The organism is Streptomyces sp. ADI95-16 (assembly GCF_003721495.1).
Lineage (GTDB): Bacteria > Actinomycetota > Actinomycetes > Streptomycetales > Streptomycetaceae > Streptomyces > Streptomyces goshikiensis.
In genome coordinates this window covers 1,622,545-1,638,874 of the sequence record NZ_CP033581.1, presented here as the reverse complement: position 1 = coordinate 1,638,874, position 16,330 = coordinate 1,622,545, and the positions used below count along the sequence as shown (strand labels likewise).

Below are 16,330 nucleotides of genomic sequence, written 5' to 3'. Positions count from 1 at the left end.
GAGTTGGACTCCCTCGCCGCCGCACCGTACGTGAAGGCCGAGGACCTGCTGAAGGGCTCACCGCATCGCGCGCCGCGGCAGCCGTCCGCGGGGATCGCCCCGAGAATCGCCGATGCCGAGCTGCCTCGATCACCTAGGGTGCGGCGATGACGACGGCGTAGCCGCCGGCGCCGAGGAGGTGTTCGCCGGGGATCTCCCGGTCGGCGGTGATGAGCCGGTGGATGTGGCCGGTGGTCTCGTCGAAGTCGATGTCCTCAAGGGTGCCGAGGTCCTGTCCGGCCTCGGTCAGGATCCGTTTGCCGATCGGGTCGTTCAGGTGGCCGGCCAGGGGCTGGGGGGCTTCCTTGCCGTCCTGGAGTTTGTCCGGGGCGCGGACGGTGACCGCGTCGGGGCCGAAGGCATGGATGTGGTTCCAGGTCACCAGGTTTCCGGAGCCGTGGGACTTGAGCGTCAGTGCCGCGATGCGGGCGGGTGCGGGGGCGATGACGTATCCGGTCACGGTGGCGAGGGTCTCGGCGGAGACCAGCGATATGACGGGGCGGCCGGTGGCCTGGCTGGACAGCATCAGCTCTCCTGCTCGAGTCGGGCCTGCAGGCCGTGTGCGGCTTCGGGGAAGCCGGACAGGTCTCCGGCGGTGAACTCCGCGACGGTGTCCGGGACGACGACCATCTCGCCGGAGACCGCGACGGGCTTGATGACCGGCAGCAGGACCCGGTGATGCCCCTGCGCAGAGGATTCGACTTCGTAGCCGGCCACGACGGGCTGGCGTCCCGTCGCGATGATCACGTCGACGATCCGGCCGAGGTCGGTGCCGCCCTCGGTCATGATCCGGGCGCCGATGACGTCTCCTCCAGAGGACTTGGCGTCCCTGGCCGCCTGGTCGTCCCCGGCGAGCGCGTTCTCGTCATGGATCATGACGGCGTCCGGGCCGAGCGCGTGGACACGGCTCCACAGCAGGTCTCGCTTGAGGGGGCCGGCGAGCAGCCCGCGCCCGCTCAGGGTGAAGCAGCGGACACTGCCGCCCGCGGCGTCGAAGACGATGTCCTTGACCTGCGCGATGTCATCGCCGCCGAGGGTCACGACGGGCAGTTTGGCGATGTCACTCGCCAATACGTAGCCGCTCATGGGCCCGAGCCCTTACCGCCGCGCGGGCGTTTGCCCGCCACGATGACCCCGCCTCCGCGCCGCCTCGCCTGGACCGCAAGAAACGAGCCTGCCAGCACGGCCAGCAGCGCGAGAGCGATGACGATCCAGACCCACCAGTCCACGGCGCCACCTCCCGGGCAGTCGGCGGCTGCCGCCGATGGCCTCACAGCCAGTATGCGGCGGGTTCCCGCATGGTGTCGATGCCGCCGCAGGCCCATCTTGGCAGCCGACGGGACGACGCGGAGCAGGGCGGCCGTACCCCGGTCGGGCAGTGGGGCCGACCCTCTGCGCCGCGGGATCCGCGACGGTGGCCGGCGGGCCTGCTGGCCGCGTGCGAGGGCCGCGTCCTGGGAGGGATTCTCGCGGCGTGTCCTGTCTTCGAGCAGGTGCCGGAAACCGGAGGACTTGGAATTCGCACAGAGCGATGCGGATGACGTCGTCGGCGTCGGGCCGATGGCCCGTCCCGGTGAGCCGTGTGCGGGTGAGAGCCGCCGCGCCCCGCGCGAGGACTTTGTCCCGGTCGGGTGCGGCGGGGTTGTTGAGGGCGGGCAGGGCCTGACACCAGAGAGTCATCGCTTCCTTCCGTTCCGTGGCCGGTGTGTGGGCGGGGCCCTGTGGGCGGCTGTTTCACGGTCCTGTGGATCGGGTTCGGGCCGGAGGCGCCGATTGCGGCGGCGGGTGCGTACGGGGGACGCGGCGCCCTTCACCCGTCGTGCCGAGGGGCCGGCCATCGGTTCCATGGTCAGGATGGAGACCCCCGCCCCGTACCACTGGACAGGAGCCGTCTCCATGCTGGAACGCAAGCGCCGCAAGGACCGTGCCGAGGTCACCTTCGTCCTCCCCGCCGGCACCCCGCCGGGTCCGGTCAGCGTGGTCGGTGACTTCAACCACTGGCAACCCGGCGCTCACGTGCTGGTGCCCCGTGAGGACGGCATGAGGGCGGTCACCGTCGCCCTGCCACGCAAGGCCACCCACGCCTTCCGCATACCTCGCGGCAGGCGACTACTGGTTCAACGACGAGCACGCCGACGGCGCTGACGGTTCCAACAGCCGCCTCGACACCTGACCGGCTCAGCACGGAGGCGGGGGAGAGGTCCCCCCGCTCGCATACAGGCGCTGCCGCAGCCAGAGCAGCGCCGTGATGTCAGCCTGCGGTGCGAGTTGGGCCAGCAGGACACGGATCCGGGGGTCGTCTCCTGTGCTGACCGCTACGACGATCGCCTCGATCAGGCCGTTGACCGGTGCAGTGGGGCGTGCCGGGCAGGCCGCGGGCCCAACCAGGCCAGCTTGACCGGCACCCTCACCGGGCAGGGCCCCAGATAACACTCCCGAAGCCCCCATGGTCTCTCCAACGCCGTCGCCGAGCGTACGTCACGGGCTGCCGCCCGCCATTACCGCTTGCCTGACCGAGGGCTCGCGCGGCTTGGACGGCGTCGCGCCCGCCGGGCATGTCCCGGGCTCTTCAACCGCCGCACCGTGCGCGTCCCGTTGCCGAAGCCAAGCCGGTGGAGAGGACGGCCTCACATCGCCCGGACGCTCGGCTCTCTGAGCAGTGATCGGCGCCGGAGAAGCGCCGCCGAGACCACTCCCGCAGCGGACGCCTCATCTGACCTGGGGCCAGGTGAGATGGCCCACGTGCGGCAACCCGGGCCGGGCCCGGCCGTCTGTCCCGGTGAGGAAGAGACAGACAGGTGGGCTCGATCCGCACGACCGGGAGACCGAAGCCGCCAAGGACACCGCATGCCCAGGCTCCCCCCCCATGCGATCCCCGCTGCCCTGCTGTGCCTCGGCGCGCTCGCGGGATGTTCCTCGGAGCCCGAGTCCGCCTCACCGTCGCGACCCTCGAGTTCCGCTCCCCGCTCGTTGTCGCCCCCGTCGACCGATGCCTCCCAGCAGACTCCCGAGGCAACTCCGGACGCGTTCGCGGATCGTGCACACACCGGTCACCGGCAGTGGAGGTGGTCGCCGACGGGATGGTTCCGCGGGCGGATGGTCCTCATACCGCTGGCGGCGTCCCTATCCGGCCTCGTCGCGCAGCCGGTCAGGCTCGAGAACGGTGATGCGGCCCCGGCCCAGGCGCAGTAGGCCCCGGTCGGCGAGTTCGCGCAGCACCTTGGTGACGGTCTCGCGGGTTGTCCCGGCCAGGGCGGCCAGCTGCTCATGGGTGAGAGCTACCTGTGGATGTCTGGCCAGCGGGCGCAGGGCCCGGGTCGGCGGGCTGGGTGGGATGAGGGTGATCAGGGTGCAGGCGACGCGCTGGGCGACGGATTTGAAGACCGTGTCGGACAGGCGCTGTTCGAGGTCGGCGAGGCGGCGGCCGAGGATCGCGGTGATGCGGGCGGCGATCCTCGGGTCCGAGAGAAGCAGCCGGTGTACGTCGTCGCGGCCCATCACACAGACGGTGATGTCATCGAGGGCCTCGGCGAAGTTGCCGTACATGCGCTGCCCGAGCACCAGCATCTCGCCGAAGATCGTGCCGGGGTTGATGATCGCCGTGGTCAGGGCGCGGCCCTCTGTGGAGACCCGGAAGACGCGGATGCGGCCGCGCTTGAGGATGAACAGCACCTCACACGGCTGGGGCGGTGAGTAGAGCATCTCGCCCGCGGTGTAGGTCCTCATCGGGGCGGCGTCCGCGATGGCGGCCATCTCCGGTTCGTTCAGGTCGCAGAAGATGTCGACCTCCGACAGGCACCAGGTCCGGTCGGCGTCCTCGTGACGACTTTCGCGCATGCGGCCTATGTCCTCGCGTCGGCCCGGGGCCCAGGGCGGCGGCGCCGCACCCCAGGGCGGGGCCGCCAGGGCGTCGGCGCCGTCAACCAGACAATAGGTCATTTCCTCGCCAATCGGCGCATATCCGCTGTCTTGTGTCTCTTCGGATGAAGAGGGGACCTCCGGTGGAGCACCCCGGCGCGGTGCCGCGCCCGGGGTGTCGGGCGGATCCGGTGCTGTGGGTTCCATGCTCAGGCCGAGCCCGTTCGCCGCTTGCCCATCATCGAGGCGATGCAGGCGTAGGCCAGTCCCAGCAGCAGTCCGAAGACGAGGTGCGCGCCGAAGCTGGAGCGGGTGACGGCGTTCCACTCGAAGACCGGCATGCCCATGTTGGCGGGCATGATCCACATTGCTCCGATCAGCCACGCCACGACGCCGTACCCCAGTCCGAGTACGGCCGCGGGCATCAACTTCTGGGCGTAGTTCCCGAGCAGCGCGCCGAAGGCCAAGCCGAAGGAGACGGCGATGGCCAGGTGGATGAGCCAGCCCGCGACGGTGTTGGTGGAGCCCAGCAGGCCGGCGACCATGGTGATCATCGCCGTGTCCATGATCGGCCTGGAGACGGACATCCAGATGCCCATGCCGATGCCTCCGACGACGCCGGCCGCGGCGCCCCATGCGGCATGCAGCGGGATGACAGCTGCTCTGGGGGATACCTGCAGGGTGGTTGCCATGGTGTACGACCTCTCTGTCCGCGTGTGTCTTCCTTCCCTGCCGACGCTAGGACCAGTGCATGGGGAAGGTATGTGACCGCGCTTACGTACCGGCGGGTAGAAGCACTGATTCGTCGGCGTATGCGGCGGCGAGCTGGTCGATCTGTTCGTAGCCGGTGCGCAGCAGGAAGGTGTTGAGGCGCCCGTGGGATTTGGCTCCCAGGATGAAGAAGTGCGGTTCGGGGTTGCGCAGGGTCTCGATGCCGACGGACGGTTGGGTGAGGCAGTCGCCGCCCGCGGAGCCGAGGAGGGCGGCGGAGAGGTTCATGGGGGCGCCGGTGGCGTAGCACTCGTGGATCTGCAACTGCCGGTAGAGGGAGGAGTCGCCGGTGTATCCGGTCAGCGCCACGATGTGGTCGCACACGATCTCGCGCGGGCCGCCGGCGGTGGCGATCGCGGCGTGCAACCGGTCGCCGGCGGGTCTGAGGCTCTGGATGTGGGCGCCGGTGTGGACGGTGACGCGTTCGTTGGCGCCGTCGGTAAGGGCCTGGGAGGTGTCGACGAGGTGCTGGCGGCCGGGCAGTGTGTCGTCCGGTACGGCGCCCCAGTCGGGTGCCGGGCTGCGCACCGCCCACTGGACGCGGGTGCCGGGCAGGGCGGCGAGGTCGCGCGCTGCGGTCTGGGCGGACTTCCCGGCGCCGGCGAGCAGGACGGTTCCCGCCCAGCGGTCAGGGTCGGCGGTGTCCGGAAGAGTGCGGGTGATGCGGTCGGCGAGGGTGCGCTCGCCGGGGGCGGGGATACCGCCGGGGCCCAGGGTGTTGGGGTGGGAGTAGGTGCCGGTGCAGTCCAGGACGAGGTCGGCCTCGGCGGTGTCCTCGCCTTCGGGAGTGTCCAGCAGAAGAGTGAAGGGAGCGGCGGCCCGGAGGTCGGTGCCGATCTGCTCATGCTTGAGCAGGCCGGTGCGGGCGATGGCCGAGACGCGGGTACTCAGCCGGATGCGGCCTGAGAGAGCGGGCAGTGCGGCGACCGGGCCGAGCAGGCGGTTCGCGAGTTCGGCTCCGGTGGGGCAGTCGCGGCCCTGGGGGGCGTTCGGCAGATGCGTGCGCATCCGGTGGGAGACGTTGAGGTCCCACGGGGTGAAGAGACGGACGTGGCCCCAGGCCCGCACGTGGGCGGCGGCGGATTCCCCGGCTTCGTAGACGGTGAACGGCCATCCGGCGTCGGCGCAGGCGAGGGCTGCGTCGAGGCCGACGGGGCCGGCGCCGAGGATCGCGACGTGGCGCTGCATGGGGGTCTCCCTTTCGTACGGGTCAGATGGCGCAGTGGACGGGGCGGGGCATGCTGCCGTCGGTGAGGCGGGCGGCGAAGAAGCGTTCGGTCACGAGCTGTTGGCCCGTGGCGAGTGGGGTCCCGGCGGGTGCGAGGTGCAGGTCGGGGCTGGTGGTGAGGTCGGCGCCGGCGGGGTGCCAGTGCAGGCCGTCGGCGGTGACGGTCAGTTCGGGGATGCTGGAGTCCTCGCCGATCTCCATGCCGCTCTCGGCGAAGCCGCGGCGCAGCAGCGGGCGTACGGCGAAGTGGTGGGCGGGCAGGCCCAGTCCGGCCAGCAGCTCGGCGACCGCGGGGACCTCGTGGGTGTTCTCCGGGGTTTCGGTGAGGGCGACACGAGGGGGCAGCCCGAGGGTGATCAGGTGACGGATGCCGTCCATGGTGCGCTGCCAGGAGCCGGAACCGCGGTGGAGATCGTGGGTGCGGGCGGTGGCGCCGTCCAGGGACGTCTGGACAGTGAGCTTCCGGCCGGCCAGATCCGCGAGGCCGCCGGCACGCCGGCCACGCAGCAGCATCGCATTGGTCATCACGACGGTGGGCAGCTCGGCGGAGGCGTAGTCGAGGAGGCCGACGATGTCAGGGTGCAGGAAGGGCTCGCCACCGGTGACGTACAGCTCGGTGAACCCGGCCTGTACGGCCTCGTCGACCAGGGCGCGGAAGGTGTCGGCGGGCAGGGTGCGGGCGGCCGCCTTCGGCGAGGACGCCACCGCGCAGTAGTCGCAGGCCAGGTTGCAGTGGAAGTTGGTGTAGATCCACAGCCGGGACGGGAAGTACGGGGTGCCGAACAGCGGGACCACCGGCCGGTCGCCCTCCAGCGCGTGGAGTGTGGCCTCGCCCCAGCCGTCATCTGCTGAGGTGAACCCGGACGGCAGGGTGGAGCGGTAGAGGTGGTAGCGGCCCCGGGAACGCTCGCGCGGCGGCAGGATCTCCAGGCAGGTGGTCCACCAGCCGGTCTCGATGGTCTCGACGAAGACTTCGGGGAGCCCGGCGGCGCGCATCGAGGCGGCCTGGGCCTTCCAGTCGTACGCGAGCGGGATCAGCTCGGCGGTGGCCTGCCCGTCGGTGAGGTCGAGCATCGCGTACCAGACCTCGTGGCGGCCGTCGTTGGCCGGTTTGCCGAGCACGCCGACGTTGACGGCGAGTGTGTCGCCGATGCGCCGCTGCCAGGGCAGACCACTGTGGGTGCACAGCACCACGTCCGCATCGGATGTCTCGGCGCGCAGCCGGTGCTGGTCGGCGGGCAGTGACTCCCACCAGAAGTCGTTGAGCGCCAGCGTCGAGCCGTGGACCATGTGGACGTCCAGGCCGTCGATGGTCTCCCGGTGCTCGGTGGGCAGTTGGCTCATCCAGGCGGCGAAGTCGCGGCTGGTGGTGGCGAGGGTGTGGTCGTAGACGATCTGGGCGTACTCGTTGTCCTTCGGGTCGCGGTAGCCGCAGCCGCAGTCGGTGTCGCCGCGGGCGATGGCGACGTCGTAGTTCCCGGCGACGCACTCGACGTTGTTGTCGGTGAGGATCGGCCACAGCGCGTCGACGTCGGCGCCGAAGCCGCCGAGGTCGCCCAGGCAGAACAGCCGCTCGGCGCCCCGGGCGCGGGCGTCGTCGACGAACGCCTGGAGTGCGTACGGGTTTCCGTAGGGCCCTCCGCAGACTGCGATGCGCATGAGGTCTGTCTCCAAAGTGTCGAGGCAAAAGGGGGAACAGGTGGTTCAGGTGCGTCTGGTTCGTGCTGCTCTCGGGGTTTTGTTCGGCAGGAGGCGGGGCCTGCGGTGTAGCGGGCGCGGATGGTTTCGGGGGCGACGCCGGCGAAGTAGAGCAGCTTCAGGTACTGCATGAAGGCGATCATCCGCCAGGTCCCGTGAGCGATCAGCCGGCGTGAGGAGGCCGTCGATGCGGCGGGCAACAGGCGCAGTTGGCCGCGGCGGTGCAGGCGCCGAGACATTTCCAGGTCCTCCATGATGGCCAGGTCGGGATAGCCGCCGAGGGCGTCGAAGACGCTGCGGCGGATGAACATGGCCTGGTCGCCGAAGATGTGGTGGAGGCGCCGAGCGCGGGCGTTCGACGTCCACGCGAGGTAGTTCAGGGCGGGTGTCCGGCGGTCGAAGCGGAGGGTGAGGCCGCCTGCGACCACGGACGGGTCGGCGAGTGCGGCCCGGATCTGGCCCAGGGCTTCGGGCTCGATGGCGGTGTCGGCGTGGATGAACCACAGGATGTCGCCGGACGCGTGCCGGGCGCCCTTGTTCATCTGCTTGGCCCGGCCGCGTTCACTGCTGATCACGGTGGCGTGGCGGGCGGCGAGTTCGACGGTGGCGTCTGTGGAGCCGCCGTCCACGACGATCAGCTCGCAGTCGGGGAAGTCCCGGCACAGGCGGCTCACCGCACCGTGGATCGTGGCTTCTTCGTTCAGGACCGGGACGATGATCGACACCTGTGTCATGGCTTCTCCTTGGGCTGGAGCAGGGCGGCGATCGGGGTGGGCAGCGCTGGGTCCGTCAGGAGCGCGGCGGCGTCCTCGGGGGTGTCCAGGTCTCGCAGTGGACGCAGCAGTCTCAGGCTCAGTCCTTCGCCGTCGGCGAGGGCGCGGGTCGCCGCGAGTACCCGGTCCGTGCTCCAGACATCGGGGTCGAGGGCGAAGAGGATGGTGTGGGGTGCTCGAAGGCCGATCAGGTAGTAGCCGCCGTCGAATGCAGGGCCCAGCGTCACGTCATGGTGTTGCAGGGCGGTGAACGCGGCGCTCAGATGGTCGGCGGTGAGGGTCGGCGCGTCGGTGCCGATGACCAGGAGCGGGCCCGCGCCGTCGGTGAAGGCGTCGGTGACGGCCGCGGCCAGGCGCTGTCCGAGGTCTTCACCGCGCTGCCTCAGCAATCGGACACCGGCTGGCACCGCCGTGTTGATGGCGTCTTTGCCATCGTCCGGCGCGTAGGCGAGGTAGGTGCGCGGGGTGTGGGCGGTGGTGACGGCCAGGGTGTGGCGGATGAGTTCGGCCTGGAGCTCCGCGCAGCGCAGTGGGCCCAGCAGGGGATGCAGACGGGTCTTGACGGTACCGGGCTGGGGCGCTTTCGCCATGACCAGGATCGCGGGGGTGCCCCCGTGGCCGACGGCGCTCACGTGTCGAACCGGTAGACGAAACCGGCCCCGCTCACGGCGCTCAGGGAAGGCAGGGCGTGCTCGGCCAGCCTGGCGAAGACGTCCTTGCTGGCCGCCATGCGGTCCAGCAGTGCCTGTACCGGTTCCGGTTCGGGGGCGACGCCGTTGGCGTAGTCGGTGACGAAACCGACCAGCGCCATGGGTAGTTCGGCCTCACCGGCCAGGACGACCTCCGGTCCCGCGGTCTGGCTGACGGCACTGACCCCGGCTGCGGCCAGGGCGGCTACCTCGGGGCGCGTGTTGAAGCGGGGGCCGTCGACGTGCCCGTACACGCCCTGCGTCGCGACGGGCACCCCGCTCTGTCCGGCGGCCGTGATCAGTGCTTGGCGCAGCGGTTCGCTGAAGGGCTTCTCGAAGATCCAGTGGCCGCGGCCGGCCTCGCCGGGTGTGTCGTACCAGGTGCAGGGGGTGCCGTCGGGCAGCCGGTTGGCGGGGAAGTACAGGTCGTCGAAGACCACCAGGGAGCCCGGTGGCAGGTCCGGGTCGAGGGAGCCGCAGACGGTGAAGGAGACGATGGCGTCCGTCTTGCAGGCCAGCAGGGCGGCGAGGTTGGCCTTGTGGTCGACCTGGCTGGAGAGCCGGTGGTGGCCGGCGCCGTGCCGGGACAGCTGGACGATCTCCGCGTTCCCCAGGTGTCCTTCGGTGACGGTGACCTCGCCGTGGTCGGTGACGACGGTCCGCTCCGCGGCCCCTTCCAGGTAGGGCCAGTCGTAGCTGCCGGAGCCGGTGATCACACCTATGCGCATGAAACTACTTCTCCTTCGGTGACGTGCCGGACGAGCCGTCGGTGGTGGTGCGGACTTCGACGATGGGGAGCAGGGTGCGCAGGGCCGCGTTCTCGGCCGGGTCGAGTACGGCGTGCTGCACGCAGGCGGGGACCAGGATGCCGGTTTCGGGGTGGGCCATGGCGTAGTGGCAGGCGGCCAGCCGCTCCTGGGTCTCCAGCAGTTTCGGGTCCTTGGCCTGTTCGCCGCGCTGCATCATCTCCCAGGCCGGGGCGACGACGTCGGCGTCCATGAACTGGTGCATGACGAACGTGACCGGGCGCACCCGTATCCGGTGACGGACCAGCCGCAGCAGCCCGACGCGGCGGGCGGTGCGGGCCAGCCAGCGCAGTCCTGTCACCGCGGTGGACGGGTGGCGGGCCACCACTCGCAGGAGCCTGGCGGCGAGGAGGGCGGGCGGTGTGCCGGTGAAGGTGACCTTTCCGAAGTAGCGGAAGAACGCGTCGCGTACGGCGAGATCGCGCGGGTCGTCGCCGTCGAGGAACGGGTACCAGCGGCGGCCGACGTAGAAGCCGTAGGCGGTGCGGTTGCAGCGCACGTCGCCGTTCTCGAGGACCCGGTAGTCCAGCCGGGTTCCGGCGCCGCGCTCGATCTCCGCCCACACCGCGTCCGGGGTCGCCTCACGGAACTTCTCCTTCCAGCGGCGCTCGTCGCCGAGGAAGGCGGCGGGCTGGAAGGAGAACATGCCGTAGCCCAGGGCGTGGCAGTCGCGGATGACGCTCGCGATCTCGTCGAGGTTGCCCGGGGTGACGGTCATGTTGTGGGCGAGGAAGAACCGCACCCCGTGCTCGCGCCGAAGGCGGGTGAACATGGCGGCGAACCGCGCCCGGTACGGGTTCAGCGCCTTCTCGTCCGGCGGGCGTTCGATGCCGCGCCGGCCGTACATGAATTTGTCGAAGTGCGCGGCGAAGGACAGCCGCCCGAAGCGCCGTGTGCCGTCTTGGCCGAGTGCGAGCCGGGTGAGGTAGGGGTAGTCGAAGTCGCCGTGGGTGAAGCTCATCGGTTCCCGGCCGTGCTCCCGCATGATCGCCAGCGCGGCGGCGTGGTCGTCGGGGCTGAGCAGGCTGACCTCGCCGCCGATGAGCTGAGTGTGGGCGCGCGGACCGCGCAGCTCACGCAGCAGTCCCAGTTGTGCGGCGAGCTGTTCGTGGGTGTGCGGGCCGTCGACGCGTACCTGGTTGGCGTCCCGGGAGTGGTAGCAGGGAGTGCACTTGAGGTTGCACTTGGGGAAGATGCCGTGGGTGCCCTCACAGCCGACGCCGTGCCGCCCCAGGATCTGGCCGGGCGTCCTGGCAGCCTCGGGGAGTTCCGCCCAGCGGCGTTCCATCGCCGCGGCGAACTCGGTGTCGTAGGGGCGGGTGGCGTGTTCGAGGTCGCGCAGCGCCGCGATGATCCGCATCAGTGGTTCTCCTGCGGTGTGGGGTCGGCCGTTGAGGTTCGGTCGGTGAGGGGGTTGGGCCGGGCCCGCCGCGCTGCGCGCCACAGCAGCCAGGCGTACAGCAGCATCAGGGCGTCCTCGACCAGGACGTACCAGCGCAGCGGCTGGGCGAGGTAGGTCCCGAAGCAGCCGCAGTTGTCCAGGACGAGCCCGCGGGCGAACGCCTGAGAGGCCAGCACCGACCACACCACGGCGACGCCCGTGTACAGCCAGACGGGCGTGATGGCGCGGGAGCGGGGCCGGGCAAGGAACCAGCCGGCCGTGACCGTCTCAGCGCTGATCAATGCCACGGCCAGAGCGGTGGAGGCCGCTCCGGACGTCAGGCCGTAGGTGGTCAGGATGGCGGGCATCGCGTCGAACGAGGCGAGCTGGCCCAGCGCCATCGCCGCGAGGACGGCGCCCAGAACGATGCGGAGAATCACCGGATCACCCCTCTGCGGAGCTTCAGCAGCGCGCCGATGGGCCCATTGCCCCGGGCCAGACGGGCGTAGACGTCGGCCAGTGCCGTATGCCAGGGCCCGTCGGCGTACGTGGGGTAGGGGTGCACGGTGCGCGCGTAGTCCGAGGGCGTCCAGCCCAGGCGCACCGCCGCCGCCAGATGAGCGATCGTCTCCCCGGCCCTCGGCGACACCACCGTGGCTCCGACGATCTTTCCGCGCGGGCCCAGCACGAGGGTGGTGAAGCCCTCGGTGCGGCCGTCTGCGACGGCTCGGTCGACCCGGTCGTTCTCCAGCGTGTGGACGCGTGCGCTGTCGCCGTACTTTTCGCGCGCCTCGTCGGCGGTGAGGCCGACCCGGGCGATCTCCGGATCGGTGAACGTCACCCAGGGCACCGCGCGATAGTCGATGGGCCGGCGTACGCCGAGGAGAGCGTCGGCGGCGACCGCTACGCCCTGCGTGCCGCCCAGGTGGGTGAAGGCAGAACGGCCGGTGGCGTCACCGGCGGCGTAGATCCGGTGGTTGGTGGTGCGCAGCCGGTCGTCGGTGCGGACGTGACCGGTGTCGGTCAGCTCCACACCGGCCGCCGCCAGGCCGAGCCCCTGGACGTTGGCGCGGCGGCCTGTGACGGCCAGCAGCGCGTCGTAGGGGAGAGGGCCACCGGGTCCGTGGACGGCACCGGCGTCGACGCTCTCGGCACGGTAGCCGGTCAGCACGGTGACACCCTCGGCCTCCAGCCGCTCCCGCAGCACCTGCGAGGCCCGGGGTTCCTCACGGGGCACCAGGCGGTCCATCGCCTCTATGAGAGTGACCTGCGAGCCGAGCCGGGCGAACGCCTGCCCCAGCTCGCAGCCGATGGGCCCGCCGCCCAGCACCACCAGGCGGCGCGGGAGCTCGGACAGCTCCCACACGGTGTCGCTGGTCAGCGGGTCGGCCTCGGCCAGGCCGGGGACCGGCACGAGGGCCGGCGAGGAGCCCGTGGCGATCAGCGCGTACCGGAAGGAAACCTCCTGCTCGCCTGCGGTCAGGGTTCCCGGGCCGGTGAAGGAGGCCGCGCCGTAGGTGACGTCGACTCCGTACGGGGCGAGTGCTTCGGCCGAGTCGTGCGGTTCGATCGCGCCGATCGCCCGTTTCACCTCCGCCATGGCCGCCGTGAGGTCGACCGGGCCGGTTACCGGCGGGAGCCCGTAGGCAGCGGCTCGGCGGGCCGCCTGGACGTCGGCGGCGACGTGCAGCAGTGCCTTGCTCGGTACGCACCCCGTCCACAGACAGTCTCCGCCCAGCCGGTCCCGCTCGACGAGCAGCGTCCGGGCGCCGAAGCGCCCGGCGGTGCGGGCCGCGGTCAGGCCGGCGCTTCCGCCGCCGATGACCACCAGGTCGTACCTGTTCATGGTGCGGGCTCTCTCCAGCCGGTGCACCGCCGTGGGACAGGCGGCGTGCGATCGTGGGACGTGGGGGAAACCCGCTGACACAGCCGGGGCCTTCCCTTTCCCAGCCCCACGATCACGGTCACGATGGCCCTCCCGTGTCATCCGTGCGCCTGCGGCGTGTCCGAAACGGAATGGGGGACCGGCCCGACAGGGTTCCCGACGCAAAGCACAGGGGGCTAGTAGCCCCACGGATCGGAAGATCGGAAGAGGGGCGAAGGCTGGATGGACGAACCCGGCTGGCGGCGCTTCATCGCCGCCTACCACCAGGCGCACCCCGGGATCACCGAGCAGCTCTTCGCCCTGGCCGATACCTCCCCCTACACCTGGCTGGCCGAACCGCTGCGCGGTATCGAGGGCACGGTCCTCGACCTGGCCTGCGGCTCGGCACCCACCCGTCAGGAACTGCCGGACGCCGACTGGGTCGGAATCGACCTGTCGGCGGCAGAACTCGCCGAAGCAGCCCGCCGGGGCCGCGGACCACTGATCCGGGCCGGTGCGGACGCGCTCCCGGCCGCCGCCGCGAGCACCGGGGCGGTCTGCGCGGCCATGTGCCTGCCGGTCGTCACCCCCCTGCCGCAGGTCCTCGGGGAGATCCGGCGCGTACTGCGTCCCGGCGGGACGCTCGCGGCGCTGGTGCCCTCCCAGTCCGGGCTCTCCCCGTCCGGCATGCTCGGCTGGCTCCGGGTCATGGCGGCCCTGCGCGCCGTACGCCAGCCGTGGCCCAACCCGCAGGCCCGCGACGGGCTGGCCGCTGTGCTGCGCACGGCGGGCTTCCGCGTCCGCACAGACGAGCAACGCGTCTTCACCCTCGCCATCGACTCGGCCGACGCGGCCTCCCTGCTGGCCGACGCCCTGTATCTGCCCGATCTGACACCCGCACGCTCCCAGACCGCCAAGCGTTCCCTGGCACGGTGGGCGGCCCCAGGGCGACGCCTGGAGCTGCCACTGCGCCGCGTGGTGGCCGACCTTCCCGCCGAACCACCGTCGCAGGAGCCGCTATGAAGCACCAGTCAACCCCCCTCCTTTGCCACCGAGCCCACGCCGCCCGACACCGGCCCGGGTTCCGGCGCGGGCCCGGACGGGGTGGCGCGGAGGCCGACGCGCGCGGCGTGGATACGGCTGGCCGTCCTCGTGGTCCTGCTGGTGGTACTCGGCTCCTGGGTGGCACTGGGCGGCGGGGACCTGCTGCGCGACGTGCGCCGGTGGGTCGACTCGCTCGGCATATGGGGGCCGGTCGTCTTCGCGGTCGTCTACGCCCTGGCTGTGACGGCTCTGCTGCCCGGCTCTGTGCTCACCGCCTCCGCCGGTGCGCTGTTCGGACTTGCGGTGGGGGTCGGCGCGGTGCTCGTGGGCGCGACGGCGGGTGCGGCTCTCTCGTTCGGCCTGGCTCGTTGGCTGGGGCGTCCGGTGGTGGCCCGCTACGCCGGTTCGGGGCGGCTGGCCCGGCTGGACGCCTACCTGACACGCCGCGGGTTCGTAGCCGTGCTGCTCGTGCGGCTGGTGCCGCTGTTCCCCTTCTCGCTGATCAACTACGGGGCGGGGGTGGCCGGTGTCCGCTTCTCCTCCTATGTGACGGCCACGGCCCTGGGCATCATCCCGGGCACCGTCGTCTACACCGGGCTCGGCGGTTCCCTGGGCGACCCCGGCTCGCCGGGGCTGTGGATCGCGCTGGGTGCTCTTCTGGTGCTGAGCGCGGGCGGCTGGTGGGCGGCACGGCTGGTCCGCTCCCGCAGCGTCGAAGCCGGCGGCGCGACCGTCGGTAGCCCGTGACGCCCCCGGGGGACGCCGACGGCGGACGTACCGAGAGGGAGGCAGCCCGTGTTGAGGTGAGGTAGTCCACCGCGCCTCGGAGCGCGGTGGGCGGCGTCAGCCCTGCACACCGGTGGTTGATCGCCGCTGACCTGGGACCTGCCCGGATTACGGCACCGCGGAGGGGGAATGGCAACCGCCGCACAGCGGGTTCCCGTCGCGGCCCCGGCGAACCACCGGCTCGGGAGCACGAGAGATCACTCATCAGGGAGAGACATGGCGACAATCGACGTATCCCCGGGGCAGCAGACGCCCCTCCCGTCCGTGGCGGAATCGGTCAGGAACTACTACGGAAAGGTGCTCGCCTCCTCCGCGGACCTGAAGACCTCGGCATGCTGCACGGACACGGCACCGCCGCCCCACATCGCCGCGGCTCTCGGCCAGGTGCACGACGAGGTCATGGAGCGTTTCTACGGCTGCGGTTCACCCATCCCGCCCGGACTCGACGGCGCCACTGTGCTCGACCTGGGCTGCGGCAGCGGGCGGGACGTCTACGTGCTGTCCCAACTGGTCGGCCCCACCGGCCGAGTGATCGGCGTCGACATGACCGAGGAACAACTGGCCGTAGCACGCCGCCATCAGGACTGGCACGCCGACCGGTTCGGCCACGCCAACACCGACTTCCGCCACGGCTACATCGAAGACCTGGCCACGGCCGGCATCCCGGACGCCTCCGTGGACCTGATGGTCTCCAACTGCGTCCTGAACCTGTCGCCGGACAAGCCGCGCGTCTTCTCCGAGATCTTCCGCGTCCTCAAGCCCGGCGGCGAACTGTACTTCTCCGACATCTTCGCCGACCGCCGCCTTCCCGCCCCCCTCCTCGACGACCCCGTCCTCGTCGGCGAATGCCTCGCCGGCGCCCTGTACTCGGAAGACTTCCGCCGCATCCTGGACCGCACCGGCTGCCCGGACGTGCGCACCGTCGCCGCCTCCCCGGTGACGATCAGCGACCCGGACATCGAACGGAAGATCGGCTTCGCCGCCTTCACCTCCCGCACCGTCCGCGCCTTCAAGCTTCCGCTGGAGGATCGCTGCGAGGACTACGGCCAACTCGCCGTCTATCACGGCACCCTTCCCGAGCACCCGCACGCCTTCGACCTGGACGACCATCACCGCTTCCACCGCGGCAAACCGATGCCCGTGTGCGGCAACACCGCCGACATGCTCAGTGACACCCGCTACTCCGGCCATTTCAGCGTCACCGGTGACAAGAGCCGCCACTTCGGTCTGTTCCCCTGCGCGCCCGCCGACGGTCAGAGGGCACAAACACCGTCGGGCTGCTGCTGACCTGCCCCGGACGCAGCGCCCCCGTAACCTCGGACACCAGTGCGGACCGGGGCCCCGGGGAGATCCGGCTGATCCCCGGGGTGCGGCCGTCCGCTGCTGCCCGCGG

15 protein-coding genes and 1 pseudogene are annotated in these 16,330 nt (G+C 71.2%); 4 read left to right on the top strand and 12 right to left on the bottom strand.

The window, feature by feature from the left end; translation table 11 throughout:
- Positions 1-133: 133 nt before the first annotated feature.
- Entirely contained in the window at positions 134-565 is a 432-nt protein-coding gene (locus EES41_RS06930; protein WP_123076566.1) for a PRC-barrel domain-containing protein, read from the bottom strand.
- The gene (locus EES41_RS06925) at positions 565-1,125 is read right to left on the bottom strand and encodes a PRC-barrel domain-containing protein (RefSeq protein WP_123076564.1); all 561 of its coding nucleotides are present in this window, start codon (positions 1,123-1,125) and stop codon (positions 565-567) included. The genes EES41_RS06930 and EES41_RS06925 overlap by 1 nt, the downstream gene beginning before the upstream one ends.
- Positions 1,126-1,893: 768 nt before the next feature.
- Here EES41_RS06925 and EES41_RS06915 point away from each other — a divergent pair.
- Entirely contained in the window at positions 1,894-2,184 is a 291-nt protein-coding gene (locus tag EES41_RS06915) for a hypothetical protein (protein WP_367995770.1), read from the top strand.
- A 978-nt stretch (positions 2,185-3,162) separates the two neighbouring features.
- Here the strand turns inward: EES41_RS06915 and EES41_RS06910 are convergent.
- From EES41_RS06910 to EES41_RS06865, 10 genes and pseudogenes are all read right to left on the bottom strand, one after another.
- Positions 3,163-3,876 (bottom strand): Crp/Fnr family transcriptional regulator, encoded by a 714-nt coding sequence (locus EES41_RS06910; RefSeq protein WP_254211357.1) that lies wholly within the window; start codon positions 3,874-3,876, stop codon positions 3,163-3,165.
- 230 nt (positions 3,877-4,106) lie between these two features.
- Positions 4,107-4,589 (bottom strand): hypothetical protein, encoded by a 483-nt coding sequence (locus EES41_RS06905; protein WP_123076558.1) that lies wholly within the window; start codon positions 4,587-4,589, stop codon positions 4,107-4,109.
- An 82-nt stretch (positions 4,590-4,671) separates the two neighbouring features.
- Positions 4,672-5,856, bottom strand: coding sequence for an FAD-dependent oxidoreductase (locus EES41_RS06900; RefSeq protein ID WP_123076556.1), 1,185 nt, complete (start codon positions 5,854-5,856; stop codon positions 4,672-4,674).
- Positions 5,857-5,878: 22 nt separating this feature from the next.
- Positions 5,879-7,555, bottom strand: coding sequence for a radical SAM protein (locus EES41_RS41310; RefSeq protein WP_164495774.1), 1,677 nt, complete (start codon positions 7,553-7,555; stop codon positions 5,879-5,881).
- A 119-nt stretch (positions 7,556-7,674) separates the two neighbouring features.
- A pseudogene (locus EES41_RS42845) lies at positions 7,675-8,328 on the bottom strand (TIGR04283 family arsenosugar biosynthesis glycosyltransferase); the annotation flags it as partial.
- A complete protein-coding gene (locus EES41_RS06885; protein WP_164495773.1) occupies positions 8,325-8,999 on the bottom strand; it encodes a TIGR04282 family arsenosugar biosynthesis glycosyltransferase in 675 nt (224 codons plus the stop codon). The gene EES41_RS06885 and the pseudogene EES41_RS42845, both read right to left, overlap by 4 nt.
- Positions 8,996-9,784: an MTAP family purine nucleoside phosphorylase gene (locus EES41_RS06880; protein ID WP_123076552.1), complete on the bottom strand. Its 789-nt coding sequence runs from the start codon at positions 9,782-9,784 to the stop codon at positions 8,996-8,998. Before EES41_RS06880 ends, EES41_RS06885 begins: the two co-directional genes overlap by 4 nt.
- Before the next feature lie 4 nt (positions 9,785-9,788).
- A complete protein-coding gene (locus tag EES41_RS06875) occupies positions 9,789-11,222 on the bottom strand; it encodes a radical SAM domain-containing protein (RefSeq protein WP_123076550.1) in 1,434 nt (477 codons plus the stop codon).
- Positions 11,222-11,683 (bottom strand): MauE/DoxX family redox-associated membrane protein, encoded by a 462-nt coding sequence (locus EES41_RS06870; protein WP_123076548.1) that lies wholly within the window; start codon positions 11,681-11,683, stop codon positions 11,222-11,224. The genes EES41_RS06875 and EES41_RS06870 overlap by 1 nt, the downstream gene beginning before the upstream one ends.
- Positions 11,680-13,089 (bottom strand): NAD(P)/FAD-dependent oxidoreductase, encoded by a 1,410-nt coding sequence (locus EES41_RS06865; protein WP_123076546.1) that lies wholly within the window; start codon positions 13,087-13,089, stop codon positions 11,680-11,682. The genes EES41_RS06870 and EES41_RS06865 overlap by 4 nt, the downstream gene beginning before the upstream one ends.
- Positions 13,090-13,350: 261 nt before the next feature.
- Between EES41_RS06865 and EES41_RS06860 the strand changes: the two genes are divergently transcribed.
- From EES41_RS06860 to EES41_RS06850, 3 genes are all read left to right on the top strand, one after another.
- Positions 13,351-14,130: a class I SAM-dependent methyltransferase gene (locus tag EES41_RS06860; protein ID WP_164495772.1), complete on the top strand. Its 780-nt coding sequence runs from the start codon at positions 13,351-13,353 to the stop codon at positions 14,128-14,130.
- 81 nt (positions 14,131-14,211) lie between these two features.
- Entirely contained in the window at positions 14,212-14,898 is a 687-nt protein-coding gene (locus tag EES41_RS06855) for a TVP38/TMEM64 family protein (protein ID WP_123076544.1), read from the top strand.
- 255 nt (positions 14,899-15,153) lie between these two features.
- Positions 15,154-16,224, top strand: a complete 1,071-nt coding sequence (locus tag EES41_RS06850; protein ID WP_123076542.1) for a methyltransferase domain-containing protein — start codon at positions 15,154-15,156, stop codon at positions 16,222-16,224.
- Positions 16,225-16,330: the final 106 nt, after the last annotated feature.

Excerpts from the sequence above, each read along its gene's own strand:
- EES41_RS06930 (WP_123076566.1), bottom strand. The coding sequence starts at position 565 with ATGCTGTCCAGCCAGGCCACCGGCCGCCCCGTCATATCGCTGGTCTCC.
- EES41_RS06925 (WP_123076564.1), bottom strand. The coding sequence starts at position 1,125 with ATGAGCGGCTACGTATTGGCGAGTGACATCGCCAAACTGCCCGTCGTG.
- EES41_RS06915 (WP_367995770.1), top strand. The coding sequence starts at position 1,894 with ATGGAGACCCCCGCCCCGTACCACTGGACAGGAGCCGTCTCCATGCTG.
- EES41_RS06910 (WP_254211357.1), bottom strand. The coding sequence starts at position 3,876 with ATGCGCGAAAGTCGTCACGAGGACGCCGACCGGACCTGGTGCCTGTCG.
- EES41_RS06905 (WP_123076558.1), bottom strand. The coding sequence starts at position 4,589 with ATGGCAACCACCCTGCAGGTATCCCCCAGAGCAGCTGTCATCCCGCTG.
- EES41_RS06900 (WP_123076556.1), bottom strand. The coding sequence starts at position 5,856 with ATGCAGCGCCACGTCGCGATCCTCGGCGCCGGCCCCGTCGGCCTCGAC.
- EES41_RS41310 (WP_164495774.1), bottom strand. The coding sequence starts at position 7,555 with ATGCGCATCGCAGTCTGCGGAGGGCCCTACGGAAACCCGTACGCACTC.
- EES41_RS06880 (WP_123076552.1), bottom strand. The coding sequence starts at position 9,784 with ATGCGCATAGGTGTGATCACCGGCTCCGGCAGCTACGACTGGCCCTAC.
- EES41_RS06875 (WP_123076550.1), bottom strand. The coding sequence starts at position 11,222 with ATGCGGATCATCGCGGCGCTGCGCGACCTCGAACACGCCACCCGCCCC.
- EES41_RS06865 (WP_123076546.1), bottom strand. The coding sequence starts at position 13,089 with ATGAACAGGTACGACCTGGTGGTCATCGGCGGCGGAAGCGCCGGCCTG.
- EES41_RS06860 (WP_164495772.1), top strand. The coding sequence starts at position 13,351 with ATGGACGAACCCGGCTGGCGGCGCTTCATCGCCGCCTACCACCAGGCG.
- EES41_RS06850 (WP_123076542.1), top strand. The coding sequence starts at position 15,154 with ATGGCGACAATCGACGTATCCCCGGGGCAGCAGACGCCCCTCCCGTCC.